The sequence below is a fragment of the Brumimicrobium mesophilum genome, assembly GCF_003025005.1.
Classification (GTDB): domain Bacteria; phylum Bacteroidota; class Bacteroidia; order Flavobacteriales_D; family Crocinitomicaceae; genus Brumimicrobium; species Brumimicrobium mesophilum.
Window position 1 is genome coordinate 1 of record NZ_PVSS01000021.1, and the last position, 24,213, is coordinate 24,213.

The window sequence follows — 24,213 nt, forward strand, 5'->3', positions numbered from 1 at the left end:
GCAGTGAACAGCGTTAAAACAAGAGCAAATATTTTTGTAATAGTCTTCATATCTTATTGATTTAAATTAGAAACAAAATCTATGTCAGCTTGAAACATTGATAGATTTAAATTTAAGCTATTCGCTTGATCAAGTTTCAATTGAAAATTTTCAATGTGCTCAACTCTTTCAGGGGCATTAGCATTTAATTGATAAATGAAATTTAATTCCTCATACATATCTTGGAAAATGTACATTGCTTCTTCTGATATAGGTTCGTCAATATCAAAAGATTGTTCTCTAAGAATTTGTTCAACGGTAAGTTGACAGTTAGTATTTGGCGTCGGATGCTGCTGTGCAAAGGATACCGAACAAATTAAAACGAAGCAAAAAATTATTAGATTTCTCATAGAAAATAGATTAAAATAGAGTGTTAATTTTATTTATATATGTTCTTAATATACAACGAGAACTGAATTAAATAGTTGCCTTTCAAAATCCAACTTTAATTGAAATGAGTGGAAAAATATGCTCCATTCTTTATTTAATTATAACCCTGAGCAAAATATCTCTCAAAAAAAACAGGGTAGTTAATTGAAATAAAAGCACGGGTAGCACAAAAAGCAATTTCTGTTTCAAGTAAGCTTGTAGCTCGTGTCCAAAAGCTGTTATTGCTTGCTTTCGCGTACCAACTTTTTAGTCTATCTTAATAAAGTAAAGTGTCCAGTAGCAACTTCTCGTTCGGGACTTTTTTCCGTTCCAAATTCAACTACATAAATATAGGTTCCGTCCTTACATATTTTTCCATTATAGGTTCCATCCCAACCAACTTGTTGATTGTTTGATTCAAAAAGAATTTCTCCCCAACGGTTAAAAACTTTGAAATTATAATCATTTGGATCAAATCCAGTCGTAAATATTGGTTTGAATACTTGATTATTCATGTCGTAATCTGGTGTGAAAGCATTTGGAATATAGTACAATAATTCTTGGAATACTAAGATTTTAAGATTAGAACTGTCTTTACAGCCAAATTGTGAAGTTGCAACCATCCAAACTTCGTAAGTTGTGTTCTGGCTAATGTCAAATTGATGGCTAGTATTCCTGTCATAAACATATTGTGATCCGTCTCCAAAATCCCACATATAGTCCGTGGCTCCAGTGGTTTGATTAGAAAATTCAACCATACCACCATTAGAATTATTCAGAATAGTTGGATCTCCTGTAAATTCAGCGTTTGGAGCGAAATCACCAACTATAAAAGTACGGTTTACGAAAGTTACGTTACCACAGTCATCAACAACGCTATAGGTTCTTACAATATTTTCTGGACAGAAACCATTGTCTGAAACATCACTAACCCATTCCACAATTGGAGTACTGCAATTGTCTGCAGCATCCGAAACTAAACTTACATCTGGTGGAGGTAAAACCGTTACTTGTTGCAATGGTAAATTACTCGCTGTTGGCGGAGTGTCATCGTTAATTACAATTACTTGTACCTCTGTACTTGTGTTTCCACAGGCATCTGAAATCGTCCAAGTTCTAGTAATTGTTTCTGGACAAACTTGACCATCAGAAACTTCAACACCACTTAAAACACCACTGCCGTCACAATTGTCTGTCCAATTTAATGTAGCCATTGGAGGAACATCTGAAGGACATTGTAATGCTAAATCTGCTGGAGCAGGATCAATTACCGGAGCAATCGTATCATTTATTGTGATCACTTGGGTTTGACTCACCGTATTTCCACAACTATCTGAAACGGTCCATGTTCTTGTAAGAATTTCTGGACAAGTTGTTCCGCTTGATACTTCAATGCCATTAACAACACCACTTCCAAGACAATTGTCTGTCCAATTAAGCGCTGCTATTGGTGGAACATCTGATAGACATTGTATTGATAAATTTGCGGGAGCAACTTCCAAAACTGGATCAACTGTGTCGTTAATTACGATTATATGATATCTTTCTACGAAGTTACAAGTGTCAGCAATTTGATAAGTACGGGTTAAAGTTTCTGGACAAGTGTTTCCATCCGATACTTCTCCAATGTAGGTTACAATTGGATTTGGCGTGTAATCATCCAATACATTTGTAATCATCGATGGGTCTGGCGCCGGAATATCAGCATAACAATTTATAAATGTTGTGTCAGGAGTATCACCTGAAGGCAAAGAATCAATTTCAATAATTACTTGTTGTGTACAGGTAGCAAGCGTAGAAACCCAACCACATGAAATTCCTGGATTTAACCAACCTGATGATGTAGCTTGACAAACAAAATCAGCAGATGTATTCGTGTCTGTTGTTCCATTTCTTGATATACTATAAGGTACTGTCCCAACTATCGAGCATGCTGAACTGCAACCGGCTCCAATCCATTCAGGTCCAATTGTTAAGGTGTTTCCATTAACGATTGGCGCGAATGTAGCTAATTCAGCTTGAGACCAACCCCAAGAAACAAAATCTACTATACTTCCTTGATCATCAATAATGGCGGCCCAACCAGGATCGTTTGGGTTCCATAAAATATTATTTCCCCAATAATTTGGAAGAGAAGAAACATCTGATTTATAGGTCATTGAGCAAGGGGCGAAACTATTAGGGAGATTCCAAATAATAGGATTAAACAAATTAATGTTTGTGTAGGAGCGGCTAATTACAACAGTCCAACCTGTTGTATTTACTGCAACATTGTATAAGTTAGAAATTTCTAAATAATCAGCTGAGGCAGTCCCAGGAAACCCATGAAGACCAGCTTCTGTAATTAAAATAGACCCTGGATTGATTGATGTTGCAGTCACCGATCCACTTACTTGCATATAAACGGTATCATCTTCGAATAAAGGTGGGGTAGTGTAGCTTGAACTATCAATAAGGATATTTCCACCAGTTTCACTGTCCCACCAAGTCATGTTGTTATTTGGAAATTCGTTAGCACTAAGTGCAGCAGTTGTTCCGTAGCAAACAATAGTATCAGCAGTAATTGTTGGTTCAGGAATTATTTCAACTACAAATGTATCTTGAATAACTACACCTGGACAAGTTGAGCATCTGACTTCTGCAATATATGTTTCGGTTGACAAATTTGTGGATATGTATTGGTCATTGGGCGACCATGGTTGAACTACCGCATTTGAAGAATTGAGTACTTGATATTCAAAGTTTCCAGTACAAGTTCCAATTGCAGAAAATGTTACGGTGTCTGTTATTCCTTCGCATAAAACCATGGCTTTTGGATTCGATTCTAAAAGCGTTGGCCCACATTGTGCAAAGGTGGAATTAGCGTAGCTTAATCCTAAAACAAGGGTTAAAAAACTAAATATAAATTTCAAATCTTACGGGGTTAAATTTATTACAAAATCAATGTCTTCTTGAATCATAGAAATGTTTAAGTCTATCTCAATAGGGTAATATGTCCAGTTACAATTTCTGGATCAGAATTTTCATCTGTACCAAATTCAACTCTATAAACATACGTTCCATCAGTACATTCTTTACCGTTATATTTTCCATTCCATCCCATTTGAGGATTGTTCGACTCGAAAATTAACTTTCCACGGCGGTTATAAATTTGAAAATTGAAATCATTCGGGTTGAATCCAGCCACAAAAATGGGAACAAATAATTGATTATTTGCATCATTATTTGGAGTGAAAGTATTTGGAATAAAATACAATGGTCCTTGAACAACCAAGATTTCAATTGTGGCGCTATCTGTGCAGCCAAAATCAGATGTGGCAGCCAAACGTACCTCATAAGTTGTGGTCAATCCAATATTGTATTGATGACTCGTATTTGTGTCATAAACATAAGGAGAATTATCTCCAAAATCCCATGTGTAAGTGGAAGCTCCTGTGGATTGGTTTTGAAATTGTACCCAACCATTACTTAAGTCATCCAATATAGTAGGATTTGCCGTGAATGCTGCATTGGGCATAGTATCACCAATAGAAAAAGTTTGATTTATAAAAGCTACATTTCCGCAATCGTCCGTAACGCTATATGTTCTCACAACATTTTCTGGACAATATCCAAAATCAGAAACATCGCTAACCCATTCTACAATTGGAGTATTTCCGCAATTATCAGTTGCATCAGTAATCAAGCTGATATCTGGAAGTGGCAAAGCTTCTACATTTTCAAATGGTAAATCACTAGCGGTTGGTGCAATATCATCATGTAAAACAATAACTTGAACCTCTGTCGCTGTATTTCCACAACTGTCGGCTATTGTCCATGTTCGAGTAATTGTTTCTGGACAAATTTGACCATCTGAAACTTCGACTCCGCTAATTGTACCATTTCCACCACAATTATCTGTCCATGGAAGAGTAGCCATCGGTGGAAGATTTGACGGACATTGTATGTTTAAATCTGAGGGTACAAAATCTATGATTGGAGCAATTGTATCGTTGATTGTAATCACTTGGGTTTGTGTTGCTGAATTCCCACAACTATCTGTTACGGTCCAAGTTCTTGTATATACTTCAGCGCATGCTGAACCACCTGAAACCTCTGTTCCAAGCACATTTCCAGAGCCCATGCAGTTGTCTGTCCAGGTCAAAGTACCTATGGTTGGAATTTCGGAGTAACAAGCAACAGTTAAATCTGCTGGTGCTACTTCTAAAACTGGAGCTACGGTGTCCGTAATTACTATAACGTGATATATTTCAACGAAATTACAAGAGTCAGCAACTTGATAAGTTCTTGTTATAATTTCAGGACAAGTATTTCCATCTGAGACTTCTCCAACATAGCTTACTGTGGGTGAAGCTGTATAATCATCCAATACATTTGTAATAATTGAAGGGTCTATCGCTGGAGCATCGGAAATACAATTAATAAATGTTGTGTCTGGAGTATCTGCAAATGGTAAAGAATCAATATGAATAATCACCTCTTGGGTACAAGTTCCATAGGCTGATCCCCATCCACAATTCAATCCCGGATTAACTAAATCTAATGATGTAGCTTGACAAACGAAATCGGCCTCTGTATTTGTGTCGGTTGAACCATTTCTGGATAAACTATAAGGAGCTCCGCCTCCGACTAATGTGCAGGCAGCATCGCAACTTATGCCGCTCCATTCTGAACCCAGTGTAATTACATTTCCAGCTATGGTAGGTGCGAAGCCTGCTAAATCAGCTAATGTCCATCCCCAAGCAACAAAATCTACGAGATTTCCTTGATCATCAATTATAGCTGCCCATCCTGGATAGCTAGGATTCCAAAACATATTATTACCCCAATAATTAGGAAAATTTGCAACATCAGTTACAGAAATCATTGTACAAGGAGCAAAACTATTGGGGAAATTCCAAAGGGATGAATTTACGACATTAATATTTGTATAAGAATTACTAATTGCCAAAGACCAGCCTGTAGTATTGATAGGTGTACTATATAAATTTGAAATTTCTAAATAATCTGCTGATCCAGATCCTGGAAATCCATGAAGTCCTGCTTCGGTAATTAAAATTGACCCAACATTTGACCCAGTATTTTGAATAGATGCCGATCCACTTACTTGCATATAAATGGTATCATCTTCGAATAAAGGTGGAGTAGTATAGCTAGAACTGTCAATGAGTTGATTTCCCATGGTTTCATTGTCCCACCATGTGATGTTGTTATTTGGAAATTCTGTAGCACTGACTGTAGCTGTATTTCCAAGACATACAAATGTATCGGCGGTTATTGTTGGTTCTTGAATGATTTCAACTAAAAATGTATCTTGAATAACTACACCCGGACAAGTTGAACATCTGGTTTCAACAAAATATGTTTCAGATGTTAAATTTGTGGATATGTATTGATCATTTGTAGACCATGCCTGAATAACAGTATTTGATGAATTGAGTACTTGGTATTCAAAATCTCCAGCACAAGTTCCAGTTGCAGAAAATGTTACGGTGTCTGTTATTCCTTCGCATAAAACCATGGCTTTTGGATTGGATTCTAAAAGCGTTGGTCCACATTGTGCAAAGGTGTAGTGGGAGTAGCTGAATAATAAAACTAAGGTGAATAAACTAAAAGTAAATTTCAATTTTTATGGGGTTAAATTTGTTACAAAATCGATGTCTTCTTGAAACATTGAAATGTTTAAGTCTAAAACATTTGCGTTTTGAAGTGCAATATTAAAATAATTAATGTGTTCAGCTCTTTTTGGATCATTTGCATCCAACTGATAAATGAAGTTTAGTTGTTTATACATATCGAAGAAAACATATTTTGCTTTTTCAGCAATAGGTTCATCAATTTCAAATGATTGAGCTTTGAGAATTTCTTCAACCGGCAGTTGACATTTCGTAGCAGAAGTTGCATGTTGTTGAGCAAAAGTTGCAGAACAAATTAATGTGAAGCAAAATAAAATGATAGTTTTCATATTCAATAGTTTGATGTCAAGGAGTTGTATATCCTCAATTAATTTATAATAAGGAAACGACGTGTGAAGTTTATAGTTGCTTTTAATTCATTTTTTTATAGGCTCAAAATTATTGATAATTCTATAGAAATAGACATTAAAAATTAGAAATAACAGGATACAAATCTGTCTTTTTAGAAAATCTTAGGTTCATTAAGGATAATTAAAAGACAAGATTAATTTTCGTTTATTTGCATAATCTGCTTGTAATCTATATTTTAGTGAACCTTATTAATCAGTTAATTATGAATTTTAGCTCTTCATTTTCAATATTGTCTACTTTATTTTTTGCAATCATTTTTTTGATTTCAAGTAATTTATCCTTCTCGCAAGAAAAGCAAATGAAGATTTTTGAAAGCATTAAAGTTTTGCCTGCTAATCCAAGCACGGATGATGAGATAAAACTGATTATTCATACAATTCAACCCTCATCTTTTTGTTTTTTCGACAGTACAGATATATCAATGAAAAACAATAAAATTGATTTAACCCTCTATTTTAGATCTTTCGCTTGTCCTACCGAATTTGAAAGAATTGACACCCTAAACATTGGCAAATTACCTTTGGGGAAATATGAATTGAATAGCAACTTGTTTACATTTAGAAATAAAGGAACACCCACTTCCATTGATGATATTTCAATTGGATTTAAAGTTGAACTGTTTTCACTGTCAGAATTGGAGAGTAGTAGTGGAATAAGTGTTTATCCAAATCCTTTTAAGAATGTTATTCAATTAAAAAATCCAAATCAAGAGAAACACGATATTACCATTTTTAATAGCGTTGGAAAAATAGTGCTGAAAACCGCAATTGAATCTAAAATTGAATCTTTGGATTTAGACGAACTGCAAAAAGGAGTTTATTTGATCAGAATGAGCAATGAAAATTATACAAAGTCAATGAGAATAGTGAAGAATTAGTGTAAATCTCCAAATCAACAATAGTAAAGGCTAGTATCAAAAGTCTCCGATCGTCACATCTCTAAATCTAATAGCTAGGCTTTATCTTTGGTTTTCTTACTCATTCCAAATCGAACAATTTCAATAATCAACCAAACCCATGGAGCGCCGTGCATAACTAAATCAAACCAATCCATAGGAGCCATGCCGATCGCGCCACCAAATACCCATTTTAACTTTCCTAAAAGGTGAGGTTCAGGCGTAAATGGAGCCAATCCCAATGTTAATGAAGCCACAAGTGCTAAAAGAATGTTGTTATTTTTACTTTTCATATTTATAAGTTTTTTCCCCAATCACTTCGCAGAAGGGATTCGAACTCAACCCTCTTAAACCTTAACTCTTAACCCTTAAAATTAATCCTTCTCTTTTTTAAATGGCGCTACCATCTGTTGAAAAAATCCGGGTGCATAATTCTCATCATCATGAAAACCCAATTCTATATCGCGACCATCGTAAGGAATATACTTCGTTTTGAAAATATAATCCCAAATACTCAAAGAAATTCCGTAATTCATTCCATAAGGATGTTCTTTTGGTAATTCCCTTGCATGATGCCAAATATGCATTTTCGGATTGTTGAATATATATTTGAAAGGACCATAATCCCAGCCTAAATTGGCATGATTCAAATGTCCAATAGTGATGGCTAAAGCGTAAACGATAAATGCCAATTCCAATTGAAAACCGAACAACATCGATAAAGAAATGTACTTGAAAGAATTATAAACTAAAGTTTCGCCAAAGTGATAACGCATGTGAGCGGCAAAACCCATCTCCTTTACAGAATGATGTACTTTATGAATTTTCCAAAGGAATGGAACCCGGTGGAGCATAACATGTACACTCCATTGAACGAAATCAGCAATGATAAAAAACAAAAACAATTGAAGTCCCCAATGTAATTTCGATAAATCGATTAAGTGACCACCTTCATACCCCAGTGGAGCCAATAAATTATTAAGGAATTCAACCGTAACGGAGGATAGCGCGATATAAAGCAACAAGTTGAAAATAAAAAAATTGAAGAACATATAAAATCCATCCAACCAAAAATCCTTTCGAAAAGCTTTTTGATATTTTCTCCATGGAATAATTACTTCCAATCCCCAAATGAGCAGGGAAATGATAATCACAAAATAAAAGAAATTAAAATCCCCCTCAAATGGCGATTTTATTGTCTTCCAAAGGTAATTCGCATAATTTTTATACGTTTTAGCAAATAATTCTAAATATTCATTCATGCTTTGAAAATAACCTTTTAATAGTTACAAATATACATTTTCCAAAATGCTATCGATGTGACAAATGTCACTTACGCTTACTTTTCCCAAAAAAAGAATTTACCTTATTATCGGGACCTCTCTTTTCAAAAGCTAGGGTTCTATTAATTTCAGCTTTAATGTTTATTCTCAGAGCACATCAGCACAGTAGCACATCAGCGCATCAGTTCGAGTGCCGCAGCGCAGCGGAGGTGTATCGAGAACGAAAACAAGTGCCTTTCTTCTTTTTACCTCAAAAAAAAACGACCTACAGAAGCAGGTCGTTTTTTAAATATGTTAAATTCTCAATTCATAGAATCCTTGAATCTTTCAATCCTTAAATAACATTCTTAATTTGACTTCAAAATCGAAATTGACTTATCGCCAAACACGTTATTCGTTCCATAAGGAGAGCCTTGTCCATCCCATTTTTCCCATTTTTTCAACTCAATGTATTGTGGGTTTTTGGCAATTTGTTCAGCCTCCAAACGAATAGCTTCAGCTTTAAATTTCGCAGATACAATCAAAGATGAATCTCCTCTTGCTTTCTCAATTCTAGCATTCGCTAGATATTCTTGCTCCTTTTGCTTTTCCTTTGCTGTAAGGTTACGTTGTTTTTGCGTTTCTTTTTCCTCAATTTGAGCAGCAATGTTGTCTGGTAAGTTCACATCAGCAATCTCAACATAGTTTAAGTTCAAGAAGTTTCCTTCGAAATCTCTTTCTAAAATTGCTTCAATCTCACCCTCAAGCGCTTCTCTTTTTGAAGAATAAACTTGCTCATAAGTATAACGTCCAATCACATCTTTAATCGCTCCTTTTGCTTTATCATCAATAAAAATTGTGTAATTCTCACGGTGTTTCATGTGTAAATTCGCAACATCAGCAGGAATAATGTTATAATTCACAGAAATCTCTACAGTAACATCCGTACCGTTGATATCCATTACTTTTTGAACATATTGCTTCGATTTGTTTACAACTTCGTAGTTGATCATTTTGTTCCATGGAAGAATGAAGTATGTTCCCTCAACATAAGCTTCATCTTCTGAAATACTTGGTGAGTTAAACGGTTTAAAAACAAATCCTTGTTCACCCGGTTTCACATCTACCCACGAATTAAAAAATATTACAAAAACAATTAAAGCGACCGCTCCAATTGCTACATACCTCACCATTTGCTTAGTTTCCATATCTGTCTTTTTTACCTTTTCTTACTATATAATCAATTGTTAAATAAATAACCGCTACCAATGCAATAAGCACCATTATCTTCATAATCGGTGGTGCATTAAACAAAAAACGTATTGAAACGTAGATGGATCCGCCTATAATGACCGAACCAAATAGAATCCTAAATATTTGTCTGTTTCTTACATTCATGATAGCAATTAAGTGGTGCAAAGATAGTATTATTCAATTACGAATTGTCAATTATCAATTACGAATTGCAGATTGCTGTTTAATGAGGTGCGTGTTGATTTAATTATTCAAAAATTAAGGAATCAAGGAATCAAGGATTGAAGGATTCAAAAATGAAATGATCGAAAAGCAGGAATTAATTATTCAATTACGAATTGTCAATTACGAATTGCAGATTGCTGATTAATGAGGGACTTGTTGATTTAATTATTCAAAAATTTAAGGAATCAAGGATTGAAGGATTCAAAGATTGAAGGATTGAAGGATTCATAGATTGAAGAATTCAAAAATGAAATGATCGAAAAGCAAGAACTAATAATTCAATTACGAATTGCAGATTGCTGATTAATGAGGGGCTTGTTGATTTAATTATTCAAAAATTTAAGGAATCAAGGATTTAAGGAATCAAGGATTGAAGGATTCAAAAATTAAGAGAAATCTGCTTTTCTCATTTTTCTTCTCATATCACCGAAGGTGATACATACGTGTACCTACTTGAAAGACCTCCGAGAAACTTCGCGTAAAAAAAAAATGCGTCCTTTGCGCCACCTCAGCTCCCTCCGCGGTTAAAAAAACTTACGGTAAGCCTTTAGCCCCCACTTAAACCAAAAAGGCGACTTATCCCACGAATAAACAAAATACTCAACATCAACTCCACTAAACCTAGAATTAAAAAATTGAATTCCTTTTACCCTTGAACCTCCAAAGTCTATTTTGCAACCTTGTTCAAATCCATAGGTAATAAAATGCTCCATCAAGGCATACATCGCGCCTTCTTGTTGCAATTCTTCCTCCGCTGTTCCTTTCAAATAAAGCAAAGTATCCTTAAATTTCAATCCAATTAGTCCACCTTTGAGTGCTTCACCATCAAAAACACCAACTTTGTATAAAAAACCATTCTCTTCGGCTTTTTCTACCACGTCATATAAATGTTGAACATCTTTAGAAGCATAAATCGGAAGTTTCTTGGAAAGTTCTCTGGCAATTAAATGCGAAAGTTCACCTGTATCGATATTTTCCTCTCGGATTTCATATTTCGTTTGACCAAAACGCTTAATCATTCGCTTGGCTTGGGTTTTTAACTTAAAATGTTCCTTGTTTACCACTTGGTGAATGTGTTCTGTTGAGGAAATCGACTTATTGTTCGTTTGAGAAAAAACAGCCGTTTTCACATTCAAATCTCCTTTCGAATAGCGTTTCAACAAAGATTTTTCGAATGCCGACCAATCAATTTTGGAAACCTCACCAATCGCTTCAACATAACGCTGGAATAGGGGAGGGTAAACCCGTGTAATTCCACCTTTTGGAACCACACCCACAGGAATTGCAAACGAAAAATCATCTGCCACAAAAGCTTCCCAATCTATTGCCGTAGCATCCAGGTAGAAAGAACAAACATAAATACTAGCATCCACGGTTTTCGCAACCAATTGATCCCAATCTTCCCTGTCAATCTCCCGCTGATTTATCCACTTTCCTTCCATATTCAATGAAGGCGAAGTTAATTATTTTCTTGGGTAGTTTTGCCTGTATCGCGTCTATATTCATTATAAATTGAAATACCTTTTGATGTGACCACAAAACGCGACCCATTTGTTGGTGTTAGCGCTAATCCTTTATAAAAAAAAACCGTTGATCACTTGGTACAGTGAACTATACAAAACGGATGCTCAATTGCTGGTTTTTTACTTACCAATAATTTATGTTGAGGAGATATTATTGCTCGTTCTAACCTGTTGGTTCATTAATTTTATTAAAAGTTTATATTAACTTAATTTAAACAAATTCCACCCTTAAAAAATGGTCTTTTTAGGAAAAAACATGACCAATTTCGCTAAAGTTCGCTCATGACTTGAGGTGTCAAAATTCTTAAATTTATATAAGTGTAATACAGTGTATTAACAGTTTGTTATGAATGAAAATGAAAGATTTTTGCGTCGGAATTCATCTTATTTTTGTTACAAACTGAATGATAATTTCCTGTAGTCAACATGATTTTTGACTAACTATTATTCAGTATTTGTTTTAACGTAAAATGAAATGTTTAAAAATGTATTTAGAAAAAAGTTGATTCCCGTAGTTCTCGTGATTTTGACTTTTTTGTTTAGTGGAATATCAAATGTTTGGGGACAAAACACGATTTTTGATGAAGATGGTTCAGGTGCATTACCCATTGGATGGGTTGGTGTAAATAATAATTCATCGCAACCAATTGTAAAAGGAACTTATTATTTAGTTGAAGCCGACGATCCTTCTGACATCATAACTACCGCCGCTTATGATCTAAGCGCTTATGGCTCAGCAACATTTGAACTTGATGTAGCTTCTTATGGAAGTGGTTCATATAATCCTGCTAAAATTGAAATATCATATGATGGAGGTTCAACTTATTTAGAAACATATACATCCACTGTTACCACAGGGAGTTCATACATTTATGGTGGAAGCTTCACTTTAAGTAGTGTCTCATCTCAAGTTGTTTTGAGAATTACAAATAATGGTACTTCTGGAAGAGGTGTTAGATTGCGAGATTTAATTTTAGAAGCTACAGCTCCCGTTGGCCCTACCTTATCAACAACGTCAACTTCACTTTCAGATTTAAACTATGTAGTTGGAAATGGACCGTCTACGGTTCAATCTTTTGATTTGTCAGGAACAAATTTAGATGGTTCAGATGTTGAGCTTGCTACCATAATTAATGATTGTGAAATATCATTATCAAGTAATAGTGGTTTCGGCCATTACATTGATTTAGGTGCATATGATGGAACTTCTACTACTATTTATGTTCGTTTAAAAGCAGGGTTAGTTGTAGACTCTTATATCGATCAAGTTTTAATTACAGGTGGTGGAGTTCCAGCTGCAGGTGAAATTGATTATGATTTATCTGGAGAAGTTTGGTTAACGGCACCGCCTTTGGTTTATTGTACACCTACTTATTCTAGTGGTTCAGCAACGAGTGATTGGATTTCAAATGTTACTTTAAATTCTTTAAATCATACTTCACCTAAAACTACAGGTCCCGAATATTATATATTTTATGATTCGGAAACTGTTCCGGACCTAACTCTAGGTAACAATGAAGACGTAACTGTAACGGTTGCAAGTGAAAGTAATCAATATATAGCAGTATGGATTGATTTCAATCAAAATGGAACTTTTGAACCTTCAGAAGGTTTGGTTTCAGGAAATGTTGGAACTAGTGGAAATAATTCTTTGAATGCTACCTTGTCATTTTCAGTGCCTTTAAACGCTGTATTAGGAAATACAAGAATGAGAATTCGTGGTGGTGATGATTATCCTATAAGTATTTCTGAAGCTTGCGATGCTACATCAAGTAATTGGGGTGAAACTAAAGATTATATTGTAAATGTAGTTTCTGCATCTCCAACCCTTAGTGTTAGCCCAACTTCACTTTCGGGACTTGATTATACTTTTGGTTCAGGACCTTCAACGGTTCAAACTTTTACATTGACAGGGAATAATTTGGATGGAATCAATTCTGTTGAATTACTGCTTGGAGGAACAGATTTTGTAATCTCATCAGATAATGTAACTTTTTCAGATTACTTAGATTTAGGTACAAACACCTCCATATCACAAACAATTTATGTTCGTTTAGAGTCAGGATTACCAGTAGCAAATTATACAGATCAAATATATATTTCGGGAGGAGGAGTTCCAACTGCAGGGGAAATCGATTTTGATTTGTCCGGCGATGTAGACGCAGTTATTCCACCTTCTATTACAAGTTCTCTTGCCGAATCATTAGTATATGGAAGTACAGTTTCTTATCAAATTACAGCTACTGAAAATCCAACTTCTTTTGATGCTTCGGGTTTACCAGCAGGATTGTCAGTTAATACAGCAACAGGAGAGATTTCTGGAACTGTTACGCAAGATGTTGGAACCGTTAACTCAACAATTGAAGCTACAAATTCAGGTGGAACAGATACAGAAACATTGGTTTGGACAATTACTCCAAAACCATTAACTGCAACAGGTTTGTCTGCCGATGATAAAGTATATGACGCAACAGATGTTGCCTCTATAACAGGATCTGCCACTTTAAATGGGATTGTTGGTTTGGATGATGTTGGAATTACTACTCCTTCAGGACAGTTTGATGATAAAAATGTAGGAACAGGTAAAACGGTAACCATTGCAACGAATGTTTTAACTGGAGCAGATGCTGGAAACTATACCTTAACACAACCTACTTTAACTGCAGATGTTACACCGTTTGGCTTAACGGTTTCGGGAGCAGTTGCAGATGGTAAAGTGTATGATGGAACAACAGATGCTACAATTTCAGGAGCTTCTTTAGTTGGGATTATTGCATCTGATGTGGTGACGTTAACCTCAACAGGAACTTTCGCTGATCCTAATGCAGCAACAGGAATAGCTGTAACTTCAACAATGACGTTAGGAGGAGCAGACGGAGGAAATTATACCTTAACGCAACCAACTGGTTTGTCAGCAGACATTACTCCTGCAACTCAAACGATCACTTTTGCAGCAATTTCAGATAAAGTTTTAAGTTCAGGAAGTTTTACGGTTTCAGCAACTTCAAGTTCTGGACTACCAGTTACCTTCACAGGAACAACACCTACAATTACAGTAACAGGAACTAATGTTGATTTAAACTCTTTAGGAGCTGCTTCAATTACAGCTTCTGTTGCCGCAAGTGGAAATTATGCCGCTGCAGTCGATGTTGTTCAAGGGTTCAATGTGATAAATGGGCCGTGTGTTGAGGAGGATTTCAGTAATATGGGATCTATTTCAGCATATAGCAACACAAACTGGCCGGGGGCCGGTGGAAATTGGTCTGTTACAGTAGGTAGATCAGATCAGGATATTAACGGTTCTGACGCAATATGCTTCAGAGGTACTGTTACCTCTCCTAGTCTGCCAGGAGGAATAGAGAGTATTACTCTAACAACAGAAAGAAAATTTAGCGGTGGTTCAGGTAATTTAACAATTGAAGTAAATGGTAATTCTGTAGGAACAATTCCTTATGATGATTTTGTACAAACAAATACTATCTCAGGATTAAATATTACAGGAGCAGTAATTATTGAAATTGTTAATGAAAGTAGTGATCGTGTTGCAATTGATGATGTCCAAATATTCTGTCCACCTGTAGGTCCAGAAATAGACATCTTAGGAAACAGTACTTCAATTATCAGTGGTTCGAATTCTCCAAACTTAATTGATCACACTGATTTTGGTCAGGTTGCGGTAGCAGGAGGAACATTCACACGTACATTTACAATTGAAAATACAGGAGGAGCTGATTTAAATTTAACAGGAACAGGTCCAACATTTGTTTCTTTCACTGGAGCAAATGCAGCTGATTTTTCCATAACAGCAAATCCTACAACTCCAATTGCACAAGCTGGTTCTACAACTTTCACAGTTGAGTTTGATCCAAGTGCAACAGGTGTTAGAACAGCAATTCTTTCAATTGATAATGATGATGCAGATGAAGATCCATATTATTTTACAATTCAAGGAACAGGGGTGAACAGCGCAAATTCTGATATTATCGCATCGGTAGGTTTCCCTTATTCTTCAGATATTCCTTATCAAAATTTCCAAGGAAACCCTGTTACCACAACAGGAAATGGAGTGGGATCGTTTGGGTTTATTGTTCGTGATGGAGGTGGAGCAATAGATACTGATTTATTGGGTACAGAACTTACAGACATTTCATTCACAACAGCAAATATTTCCAATGTGCGTTCGGCAGCTTTATTTGGAAGTGGTGGTTTTATTGCAAACGCTTCATCAATAGGTGCAGGTGAAATCGCTTTCTCTGGATTAAGTGGGGCAAGTGTAACAGCTGCGGATGGTACAGATTTAAATTTATTCCTTTATGTTTCATTTAATTCTACCGTAATTGATAACGATCAAATGCAATACACCGTGAGTTCTGCAACTGCAGCTTCCAGTGGTTCTGTATTTGCAGCGGCAAATGCCGGAGGTGCATTTTCTCCAACAACTGGTGATATCAATAGATTGGAAGTTACAGCAACAGAATTATCTTTCGAACAACAACCAACAACAACTTCTATCAATGGAACGATGACTCCTTCGCCACAAGTTGCCGCAGTGGATGCAAATGGAAGTATCGATTTGGATTTCGTGGGTAGTATTTCAATCGCTTCTTCTACAGGAAATATGACTGGTGGTCCACTTAGTGAAACCGCAGTTGCTGGTGTGGCTACTTTTGGTTCTGTTGTACATACAGTTGCTGAAACAGGTCTTGATCTTTTAGCTACTTCTGTACCTTTAACAAGTGCAACATCAACACTTTTCGATATTACAACCATCGTGTATTTGAATGGCGATTATAGAACGATTTCCAGTGGGACTTGGGGAACAACCAATGGTTCTAATGCAACTTGGGAAGAATATTCAGGTGGAACATGGTCAGCAAGTTCCGCGCCTAATACAAACACAAATGCGAATATTTACATTAGAAATGGTCACACAGTTACAACAAATGGTTCATTCGGAACTAATGTGAATGTTAAAATTCAAGATGGAGGTGAGTTGGTTATTGAACATACAAGTACAGCTTCGTCTATGTATGTATATGAGGGTGGTTTGTTAACTGTTAACGCCAACTTCCAAGTGAATAATGATTTCGATGTAGAGGACAATGCAAGAGTAACTTTGAATTATGATTTTGGAAATCCTTCGACATCTATTTGGAGAGGAACAGAAAATTTCAGACCGCATTCTCAACTTTATATTTATGATTGGAATGATGATGAACCATTGTATGATGGAAATGTAACTTCAAATGATCATGCAGGTTACGATGCTGTCTTTGGAAACGTTTATATCGATCTTTCTTTAGGAAATAACGATTTGGATGGGAATTGGAACCTGCTAGGGGAAAATTCGGGAACATTTAATCTAACACATGGTGATTTTGTTTTTGAAAGTTCTCCAGGCGAACATATTAGGTTTTATGCTGAAACAGGAACTACAATAAATCCAACTATTCACGGAAATCTTAATGTATTAGACTCATGGTCTTTAAGTGATAGAATTGCAGTAGGTTCAGCAGGAGGAATCAATTTAACGATTGATGGAGACTTGAATATAGATAGTGAATGTGAGTTTTCAGTGAGACAAGCAAATAATGCATCTAGTCCAGTAAATCTTACAGTAAATGGAGATATTCTTTTAAATGGATCGAATGTAACCTCAAGTACAAAATTTTATATCAATTATAATATTTATACGAATTCAGTTGCAGCTCAAGGAAGTGTTAATTTAAGAGGAAATCTATTGGTGAGTAGTGATGTTGAAATTTTAAATAGAGGACCTTACGATGATGCCTTTTTTAACTTTGATGGTCCGGGAACAATTCAACAAGTAGATGTGGGTTCAGTTATCGCAGATAATTCTAATAGCAAAGGATTACCATTCTTTGTGAAAGGAGGAGCTTATGTTCAATTGTTAAATAATGATTTACAACTGGCAGAAAATTCTTCTGTTGAAGTTGAAGCAGAAGGAACTTTAGATTTTAGTTTTAATGGAACGACTCCATTAAATGTCGTTGATGGAGGAAATAATACTAGTGTTTTCCGATCTTACCCAAGTAGTATACTTAAAATTACTTCACCTCAAGGAATTGTTTCAGCTGGAGCATCTGGAAACGTAAGAACAACAACCAGAACCTTTGAGGATTTAGCGGATTTCCACTACGTCGGTTTGGAAACTCAAAACACTGGGAATGCTTTGCCATCATCAATCCGTAAACTGTATATCAATAACACAGGTGCCACAGGAAATAATTATGTAATTATATCGAATGGTCAAAAGAACGTGCATGATACTCTATTTATGGTTCAAGGAAATGTTGGTTCGTCAGCGAGTAACTTGTTAAGTATTGGTGCTTCTGTGGGAGAAACAGGGATACTAGATTACTCTTCAGGATATGTAATTGGAGCACTACGTCGTTGGTTTAATGGAACAAGCTCAGGCGACGCAGAAGGGCTTTTCCCAATAGGCTTCGAAGCGTTTGGTTTGAAAAATCGCCATGCGAAAGTTGAATTTACTTCTGCGCCATCAGCAGGTGGATATTTAGATGTAGTATTCGCTAATGGAGCAATGGGATTTGCTGGTTTGCCAATTGCAGCGGCTAACACTGGAGGAGCAACTTTTGATGTGATTTCAGCTGAAGATCAAGGGTTTTGGCAGATAGATAATTTAGCCTCAACTTTAGATGATGGAGATTATACAATTTCGTTAACTGGAGAAGGATTTAATGTAATCAATAGTTTGTCTGAATTAACACTTTTAAAACGTGTGGTTGCGAATGGTCCAAATTGGTTTGCTCCAGGAACTCATATTGCACCATCAGGATCTGTAGGAACTCCGACAGTTTCTCGTTCTGGAATGAGTGGTTGGTCTAACTTCGGATTCGGAGGAGGAATCAACAATCCTTTACCAATCGAACTAACAGCTTTCGAAGTAACTTGTGATGAAGAAAGCCAAGCTGTAAATATCAACTGGACAACAGGAAGTGAATTAAATTCTTCACACTTTATATTGGAGAAGAGCCGTGATGCCAAGAATTGGAATGAAGTAGCAGAAGTAAATGCCGCTGGAAATTCAAATAGTGAGATCAATTACCGTGAAATAGATTCAAATCCATGGAACGGAATCACTTACTATCGTTTAAGACAATTCGATTTTAATGGAGACATGCAAGAGTTTGATCCAATAAGTACTTCATGTACAACAGGAGAAAGCGCTGCCATGGTTTATCCAAATCCATCAAACGGAGATTTCACAGTAGAAGTCAATTGGAGCGGAAATTCGGTAAATACACCAATTCATATCCTAGATTTAACAGGGAAAGTTGTTCTTCAGCAAGAAGTCAACTTGAAAGAAGGAGTGAAGCAAGTTCATTTCAACCAAAAAGACCTTCAAGCAGGAACGTATTTAATCGTATTTACAAACACAGATTTAAAACCAATTCGTATGATAATTACAAATTAGGAATTATCAATTACGAATTGGACTTTAATAATTGAAATTATAGATTGAAAGATTGAAAGATTGAAAAATTCAAGGATTTAAGGATTCAAGGATTCAAGGATTGAAAGATTCAAGAATTTTAATATTTAAGGATAAATCTCTCTTTTCTCAAATCACCATAGGTGATACCTCTGTGTCCCTCCGTGAAAGACCTCTGTGCAACTCTGTGAAAAAAAAATCAAGTACCGATGGCGCTCTAATATAAAAAACCTCTGCTCGCTTTGCGACACCTTTGCGACCTCCGCGGTTAAAAACTACCGTTCTCCTCCGTGAAAAAAAACCAAAGATTTAAGGATTGAAGAATTTAAATATTTAAGGATAAATCTCTTTTTTCTCAAATCACCATAGGTGATACCTCTGTGTCCCTCCGTGAAAGATCTCTGTGCAACTCTGTGAAAAAAAAATCAAGTACCGATGGCGCTCTAATATAAAAAACCTCTGCTCGCTTTGCGACACCTTTGCGACCTCCGCGGTTAAAAACTACCGTTCTCCTCCGTGAAAAAAAACCAAAGATTTAAGGATTGAAGAATTTAAATATTTAAGGATAAATCTCTTTTTTCTCAAATCACCATAGGTGATACCTCTGTGTCCCTCCGTGAAAGACCTCTGTGCAACTCTGTGAAATAAAATCAATTACCGATGGCTCTCTAATATAAAAAAACTCTGCTCCCTTTGCGACACCTTTGCGCCCTCCGCGGTTAAAAACTACCGTGCTCCTCCGTGAAAAAAAAACAAAGATTTAAAAAGAGAAAGTGCGGCTAGAAATGGTTGCACTTTTTTGATTCACAAGATTAAATAATTACGAATTTTAGTTAACGCTTTGATTGACTTGCTTTTTGATTTTGAAATTAGCGATTTAAGGATTGAAGAATTTAAATATTTAAGGATAAATCTTCTTTTCTCAAATCACCATAGGTGATACCTCTTTGTCCCTCCGTGAAAGACCTCTGTGCAACTCTGTGAAAAAAAATCAAGTACCGATGGCGCTCTAATATAAAAAACCTCTGCTCCCTTTGCGACACCTTTTCGACCTCCGCGGTTAAAAACTACCGTGCTCCTCCGTGAAAAAAAACCAAAGATTTAAGGATTGAAGAATTTAAATATTTAAGGATAAATCTCTTTTTTCTCAAATCACCATAGGTGATACCTCTGTGTCCCTCCGTGAAAGACCTCTGTGCAACTCTGTGAAAAAAAATCAAGTACCGATGGCGCTCTAAAATAAAAAACCTCTGCTCCCTTTGCGATACCTTTGCGACCTCCGCGGTTACCCTCCTCAATTACAACGCAGTTGAAATTCAATACCAAACCAGTTAAACCTTAAACATTATTTAAAAAAGTTTCGTCACAACTCCGTTCACCATATTCCTCACCAAAAACAATCCACTATAAGAAAAACGAACCTTATCCAATCCATTCACCTCAAGTAATAATTGCCCTGCCAAATTATACACCCTATAATTTCCTTCCTCTGGAAAATGCAATGTCTGCGTAAGTCTACTGTAATAAACAGCATCCCTATCCACTTGAACCGAGATTGTTCCCTTGTCATGAACCTTACCATCATAATCCACCGACTTCAAAGCATAATAGTGAATTCCCGACGCTAATTGTCTCTGCACAAAATTGTATTCCCTCGGTGAACTCACCGTTCCATTTCCATTCACCTTTCCAATTGAAGAAAAATCATAACCAGCTGTAGAATGAAAAACTTCAAAATAATCGTTGTTCAATTCTGTTTCGGTTTTCCATAATAATTCTACTTCGCCATCATTGTATTCGCCTTCAAATTTCATTAATTCAACAGGTAAGAGGATAAGTCCACATGGTCCAACAGAAGATCTTAAGTTGTCTATCCAATCTTGATTAGCCACATTATTTGCAGCTCCTGGAGTTTCATCGCCTCCCCCTGAAACAGCATCTCCGATACTCCAATTACTTATGTTTCTAAAATCTCCATCATTGAAATACATGGTTTTTTCTTCCATATTGACATTGCTAATCTGCGTATCATCAATTCCACCATTCGTTGAACCATAGGAAACGCCAAAAAAGTAATCACCATTGGGTTTCCTTGTCTGAGCAGCATCACCAGTATTTAAAAAGCTTATTCTGTTTAAATAGTTAAATAAGGTTGGTGGCGCCGAAATATCTGGACTGTAAGAATAATCGGATGAATTCGGAAATTCATGGCCAACAGTAAAATAGATGGTGTTGTTAAATGGTAGAATATATACGTTATCATTATTAGCGTCGGTTAAATCATCCGCGGGAATATTTGGATTACGTTCACCACTATAATAGATAACAATTATTGATCCTACAGGGATATTCGTCCATTGCGAATGGTTTTTGAATTTTAAATGACCTTGTGTTAAACCAGTTGGTCCAAAATCTCCATTGTTGTCATCTAGAATGTAACCACTAATGTCAACGTTGGCTCCACAAGGTCCAACTACAAGTAATTCATAAAACTCTTGAGATCCACTAGGTCCGTTTGAAAATTCATTTAGTAAAATACCTGTATATGCTGGAATAGTTGGTGGACAAGGAGAGCTATTGATAATTTCTATAGTAGGAACGGCAATGGTTCTAGAAACAGGATTACTCGACACAACCCTGATGCGGTAATCTGTACCGGCATATGTGTTGGCAGGTATTGTTATGGGAATAGTGGCTAGCCCTGTCGCGTTAGAAACCAAGCTTCCAATGTCCGTTGTGGAAATGAATGACCCAAATTTATTAGACAATTCTACTGTATAAACGTTTCCAGAGTTGTAAGTCCCAGTAGAGGTAAAAGAAACAGTTCCTGTATAATTTGTGCTACAAGCTACAGTTATGGAGGAAGGTCCGAACGTGGTTGAAATAGTATTGGGAGGACAGCTTGGTGCATTCCCGAATCCTAAAGGATTTGCCCCATTGCCTATAGTTTCGTAGCGAATACTTGGATCGGTCGAGGAAGTAATGGTTCCGTTACAGATTCCAGTTCTAATTGCAATATTTCTATTGGCAGTGCTCACCAATGGAGTACCACCAGACCAGGCCGTTCCTGGGTCAATATCACAAACTCCAATAAGGTCGACTAGATTTCCGCCTAAATAAAGTTGCAATGCATCATTTCCATTAAAGTTGAAACCAAAACCAGTAACTCCACTAATGTCAAGTCCATTAATAGCTGCATAATTAACAAGATCAGTAGTTCCAATCACCCAAACTTCGTAGGGTCCCAAAATCCCTGAATTCACAGTGACTTCTAATGCGCATGCACCACCATTAGTTCCTTGAAAAACCTCTAGATTAGTTGTAGAAAAATCAATAGGATTCGCGGTATGATTATAAATTTCAATTCCTTTGAGTGTGCTCCCAGGATTGGCTTCAATATATTGAGAAATCATCACTTGAGCATCCGCATAAATTCTTGAGATTAAGAAAAGACCTAAAATAGCAATGCGGATTAGTGCGTTCATTTGTGTAGAATTTATGGCTTTGGTCTAAATTAGGCAATAAATATGAACAAAAAAAATGTCAACCAAAATCTAAGTTTTAGTTAACATTTATTAAGCCTTCTTTTTTTTTTACTCCTCAATCACCGTAGGTGAACCTCTGTGACCATTGCGAAACCTCCATTTACCTCTGCGGTTAAGAACCACAATTACAACGCAGTTGAAATTCACCACCTCACCAAATCGTAATTATTTTAAGCCGAAGTGAATTTACAGAGTGAGAAAGAGAGAAGAGAATGATGACACCTAATTCTTCGAGTTTTACATTATTCTTTTAAATCTAAATATCTTCTTGGTTTCATCTCTGTGTCCTCAATCACCGCAGGTGAACCTTTGCGTCCTCAGCAGTTAGAATTCAACACTCATTTCTCAGCTTTCTCAACACCACAAGTGTCCTCCGCGTCCTTTGCGAAAAAACTCTGCATATCTCCGCGGTAAAAAACACAATCACTTCGAAGAAGGGATTCCAACCCAACCCACATTAAGCCTTAACAATAAAAAAAACTATCTCGCCACAACTTCATCGCCAAACTTCTCATAATTCACCAACCAAGCCGCTGCATTTTTCACATATCTTCCTGTTCCAGCCGTATCCCACTTGTAATATAACCTTGTAAAACCTCCATCAATCATTAAGCGTTTTCCATCTTTTTCATACACCGCAGCTACTAAGTTGCCAGCTGAGCCATACACAATTGGAGTTAAATCTTTATGTTCTTCAATAGTAGCAATAGTAATCCCTTCATAAACATTTTGTAAACCAGTTGTAATTAAATGATTCGGCATAAGTCCCGATTTACTTCCGTCTTTCAAGATGTTAACCGTTTGATCTCCCATCACATTTCCAGTCATTTTAGCACCAATCAAATGATTTGCAATAAAATTAGCATCACCATAAAAAGGTTGATTATCTCCCCAAATGTAAACGCCCTTTCCGCTATCAAAAAACTTCTTAATTACCTCAGCATGTTCAGTATTTAATTTTTGAGAAGAATTGGAAATTATCCATAATTGACAAGATTTTGCCAAAGCAGAATCCAATGCCTCAGCGCTAGGAGGATTATTGATCCAACGATAAACAGAAAACCCTTTTTCCTTTAATGCAGCTGTAGGCAATGAAAAATCAAAACCAGAAGTATACAAATGCAAAACAGCAATCGTTTGACCTTCAAAAGCACCATCAACCGCTAAATCATATTGGTTTCCTTCAGCATTTCCATAACTATCCGACTCAACCTCTCGAGTTTCAGTTACAATTCGAGTTCTACGCGTGTCCTTGTCATAAACTTCCACACTCACTTCTTCCGTAATCACATTCTGCTTAGCTACGCTATTATATTGTGCATTAATACTTCCAATAAACAAACTAGCAAATAGTCCCGTCAATAATATTCCCTTTTTCATAATTATATGTTTTTAATTTCAACACTGTACAACACACTTCCAAATGGGTTCATAATTAATTACGAATAATTGGGGTAGCCATTTGATAATGATGTTTAAAATTAAATATGAAGTAGCCAAATTCAATATTTTAATTTCCTTTCCAAATTTGACCAAAAATTAAATCACAGAAAGAGAAAGAGAAAGATGATGCCTCA

General features: G+C 36.2%; 12 protein-coding genes. 2 read left to right on the plus strand and 10 right to left on the minus strand.

From position 1 onward, the window contains the following. Window positions 1–53 precede the first annotated feature (53 nt). From C6368_RS16485 to C6368_RS16500, 4 genes are all read right to left on the minus strand, one after another. A complete protein-coding gene (locus tag C6368_RS16485; RefSeq protein WP_107040329.1) occupies window positions 54–389 on the minus strand; it encodes a hypothetical protein in 336 nt (111 codons plus the stop codon). A 291-nt stretch (window positions 390–680) separates the two neighbouring features. Further along, complete coding sequence (locus C6368_RS16490) at window positions 681–3,320, minus strand: HYR-like domain-containing protein (protein ID WP_107040330.1); 2,640 nt, start codon at window positions 3,318–3,320, stop codon at window positions 681–683. A 62-nt stretch (window positions 3,321–3,382) separates the two neighbouring features. Next, window positions 3,383–6,034, minus strand: coding sequence for an HYR-like domain-containing protein (locus C6368_RS16495; RefSeq protein WP_107040331.1), 2,652 nt, complete (start codon window positions 6,032–6,034; stop codon window positions 3,383–3,385). 3 nt (window positions 6,035–6,037) lie between these two features. Next, window positions 6,038–6,373, minus strand: a complete 336-nt coding sequence (locus C6368_RS16500; RefSeq protein ID WP_107040332.1) for a hypothetical protein — start codon at window positions 6,371–6,373, stop codon at window positions 6,038–6,040. Window positions 6,374–6,753: 380 nt separating this feature from the next. Between C6368_RS16500 and C6368_RS16505 the strand changes: the two genes are divergently transcribed. Next, window positions 6,754–7,332, plus strand: a complete 579-nt coding sequence (locus C6368_RS16505) for a T9SS type A sorting domain-containing protein (protein WP_159038652.1) — start codon at window positions 6,754–6,756, stop codon at window positions 7,330–7,332. A 74-nt stretch (window positions 7,333–7,406) separates the two neighbouring features. Here C6368_RS16505 and C6368_RS16510 read toward each other — a convergent pair whose 3' ends face one another. The 4 genes from C6368_RS16510 to C6368_RS16530 form a co-directional block, all read right to left on the minus strand. Beyond that, window positions 7,407–7,643: a hypothetical protein gene (locus tag C6368_RS16510; protein ID WP_107040334.1), complete on the minus strand. Its 237-nt coding sequence runs from the start codon at window positions 7,641–7,643 to the stop codon at window positions 7,407–7,409. Between the two features lie 81 nt (window positions 7,644–7,724). Continuing rightward, the gene (locus tag C6368_RS16515) at window positions 7,725–8,612 is read right to left on the minus strand and encodes a sterol desaturase family protein (protein WP_107040335.1); all 888 of its coding nucleotides are present in this window, start codon (window positions 8,610–8,612) and stop codon (window positions 7,725–7,727) included. A 368-nt stretch (window positions 8,613–8,980) separates the two neighbouring features. Continuing rightward, complete coding sequence (locus C6368_RS16520; protein ID WP_107040336.1) at window positions 8,981–9,820, minus strand: prohibitin family protein; 840 nt, start codon at window positions 9,818–9,820, stop codon at window positions 8,981–8,983. 795 nt (window positions 9,821–10,615) lie between these two features. After that, window positions 10,616–11,533, minus strand: coding sequence for a GNAT family N-acetyltransferase (locus tag C6368_RS16530; protein WP_107040338.1), 918 nt, complete (start codon window positions 11,531–11,533; stop codon window positions 10,616–10,618). Between the two features lie 556 nt (window positions 11,534–12,089). On the opposite strand from C6368_RS16530, the gene C6368_RS16535 reads away from it, so the two are divergent. Further along, complete coding sequence (locus C6368_RS16535; RefSeq protein ID WP_107040339.1) at window positions 12,090–19,073, plus strand: YDG domain-containing protein; 6,984 nt, start codon at window positions 12,090–12,092, stop codon at window positions 19,071–19,073. 1,367 nt (window positions 19,074–20,440) lie between these two features. On the opposite strand, the gene C6368_RS16540 is transcribed toward C6368_RS16535, so the two are convergent. Both C6368_RS16540 and C6368_RS16545 read right to left on the minus strand, forming a co-directional pair. Further along, complete coding sequence (locus tag C6368_RS16540) at window positions 20,441–22,576, minus strand: lamin tail domain-containing protein (RefSeq protein ID WP_107040340.1); 2,136 nt, start codon at window positions 22,574–22,576, stop codon at window positions 20,441–20,443. 540 nt (window positions 22,577–23,116) lie between these two features. After that, entirely contained in the window at window positions 23,117–24,016 is a 900-nt protein-coding gene (locus tag C6368_RS16545; RefSeq protein WP_107040341.1) for a hypothetical protein, read from the minus strand. Window positions 24,017–24,213 lie beyond the last annotated feature (197 nt).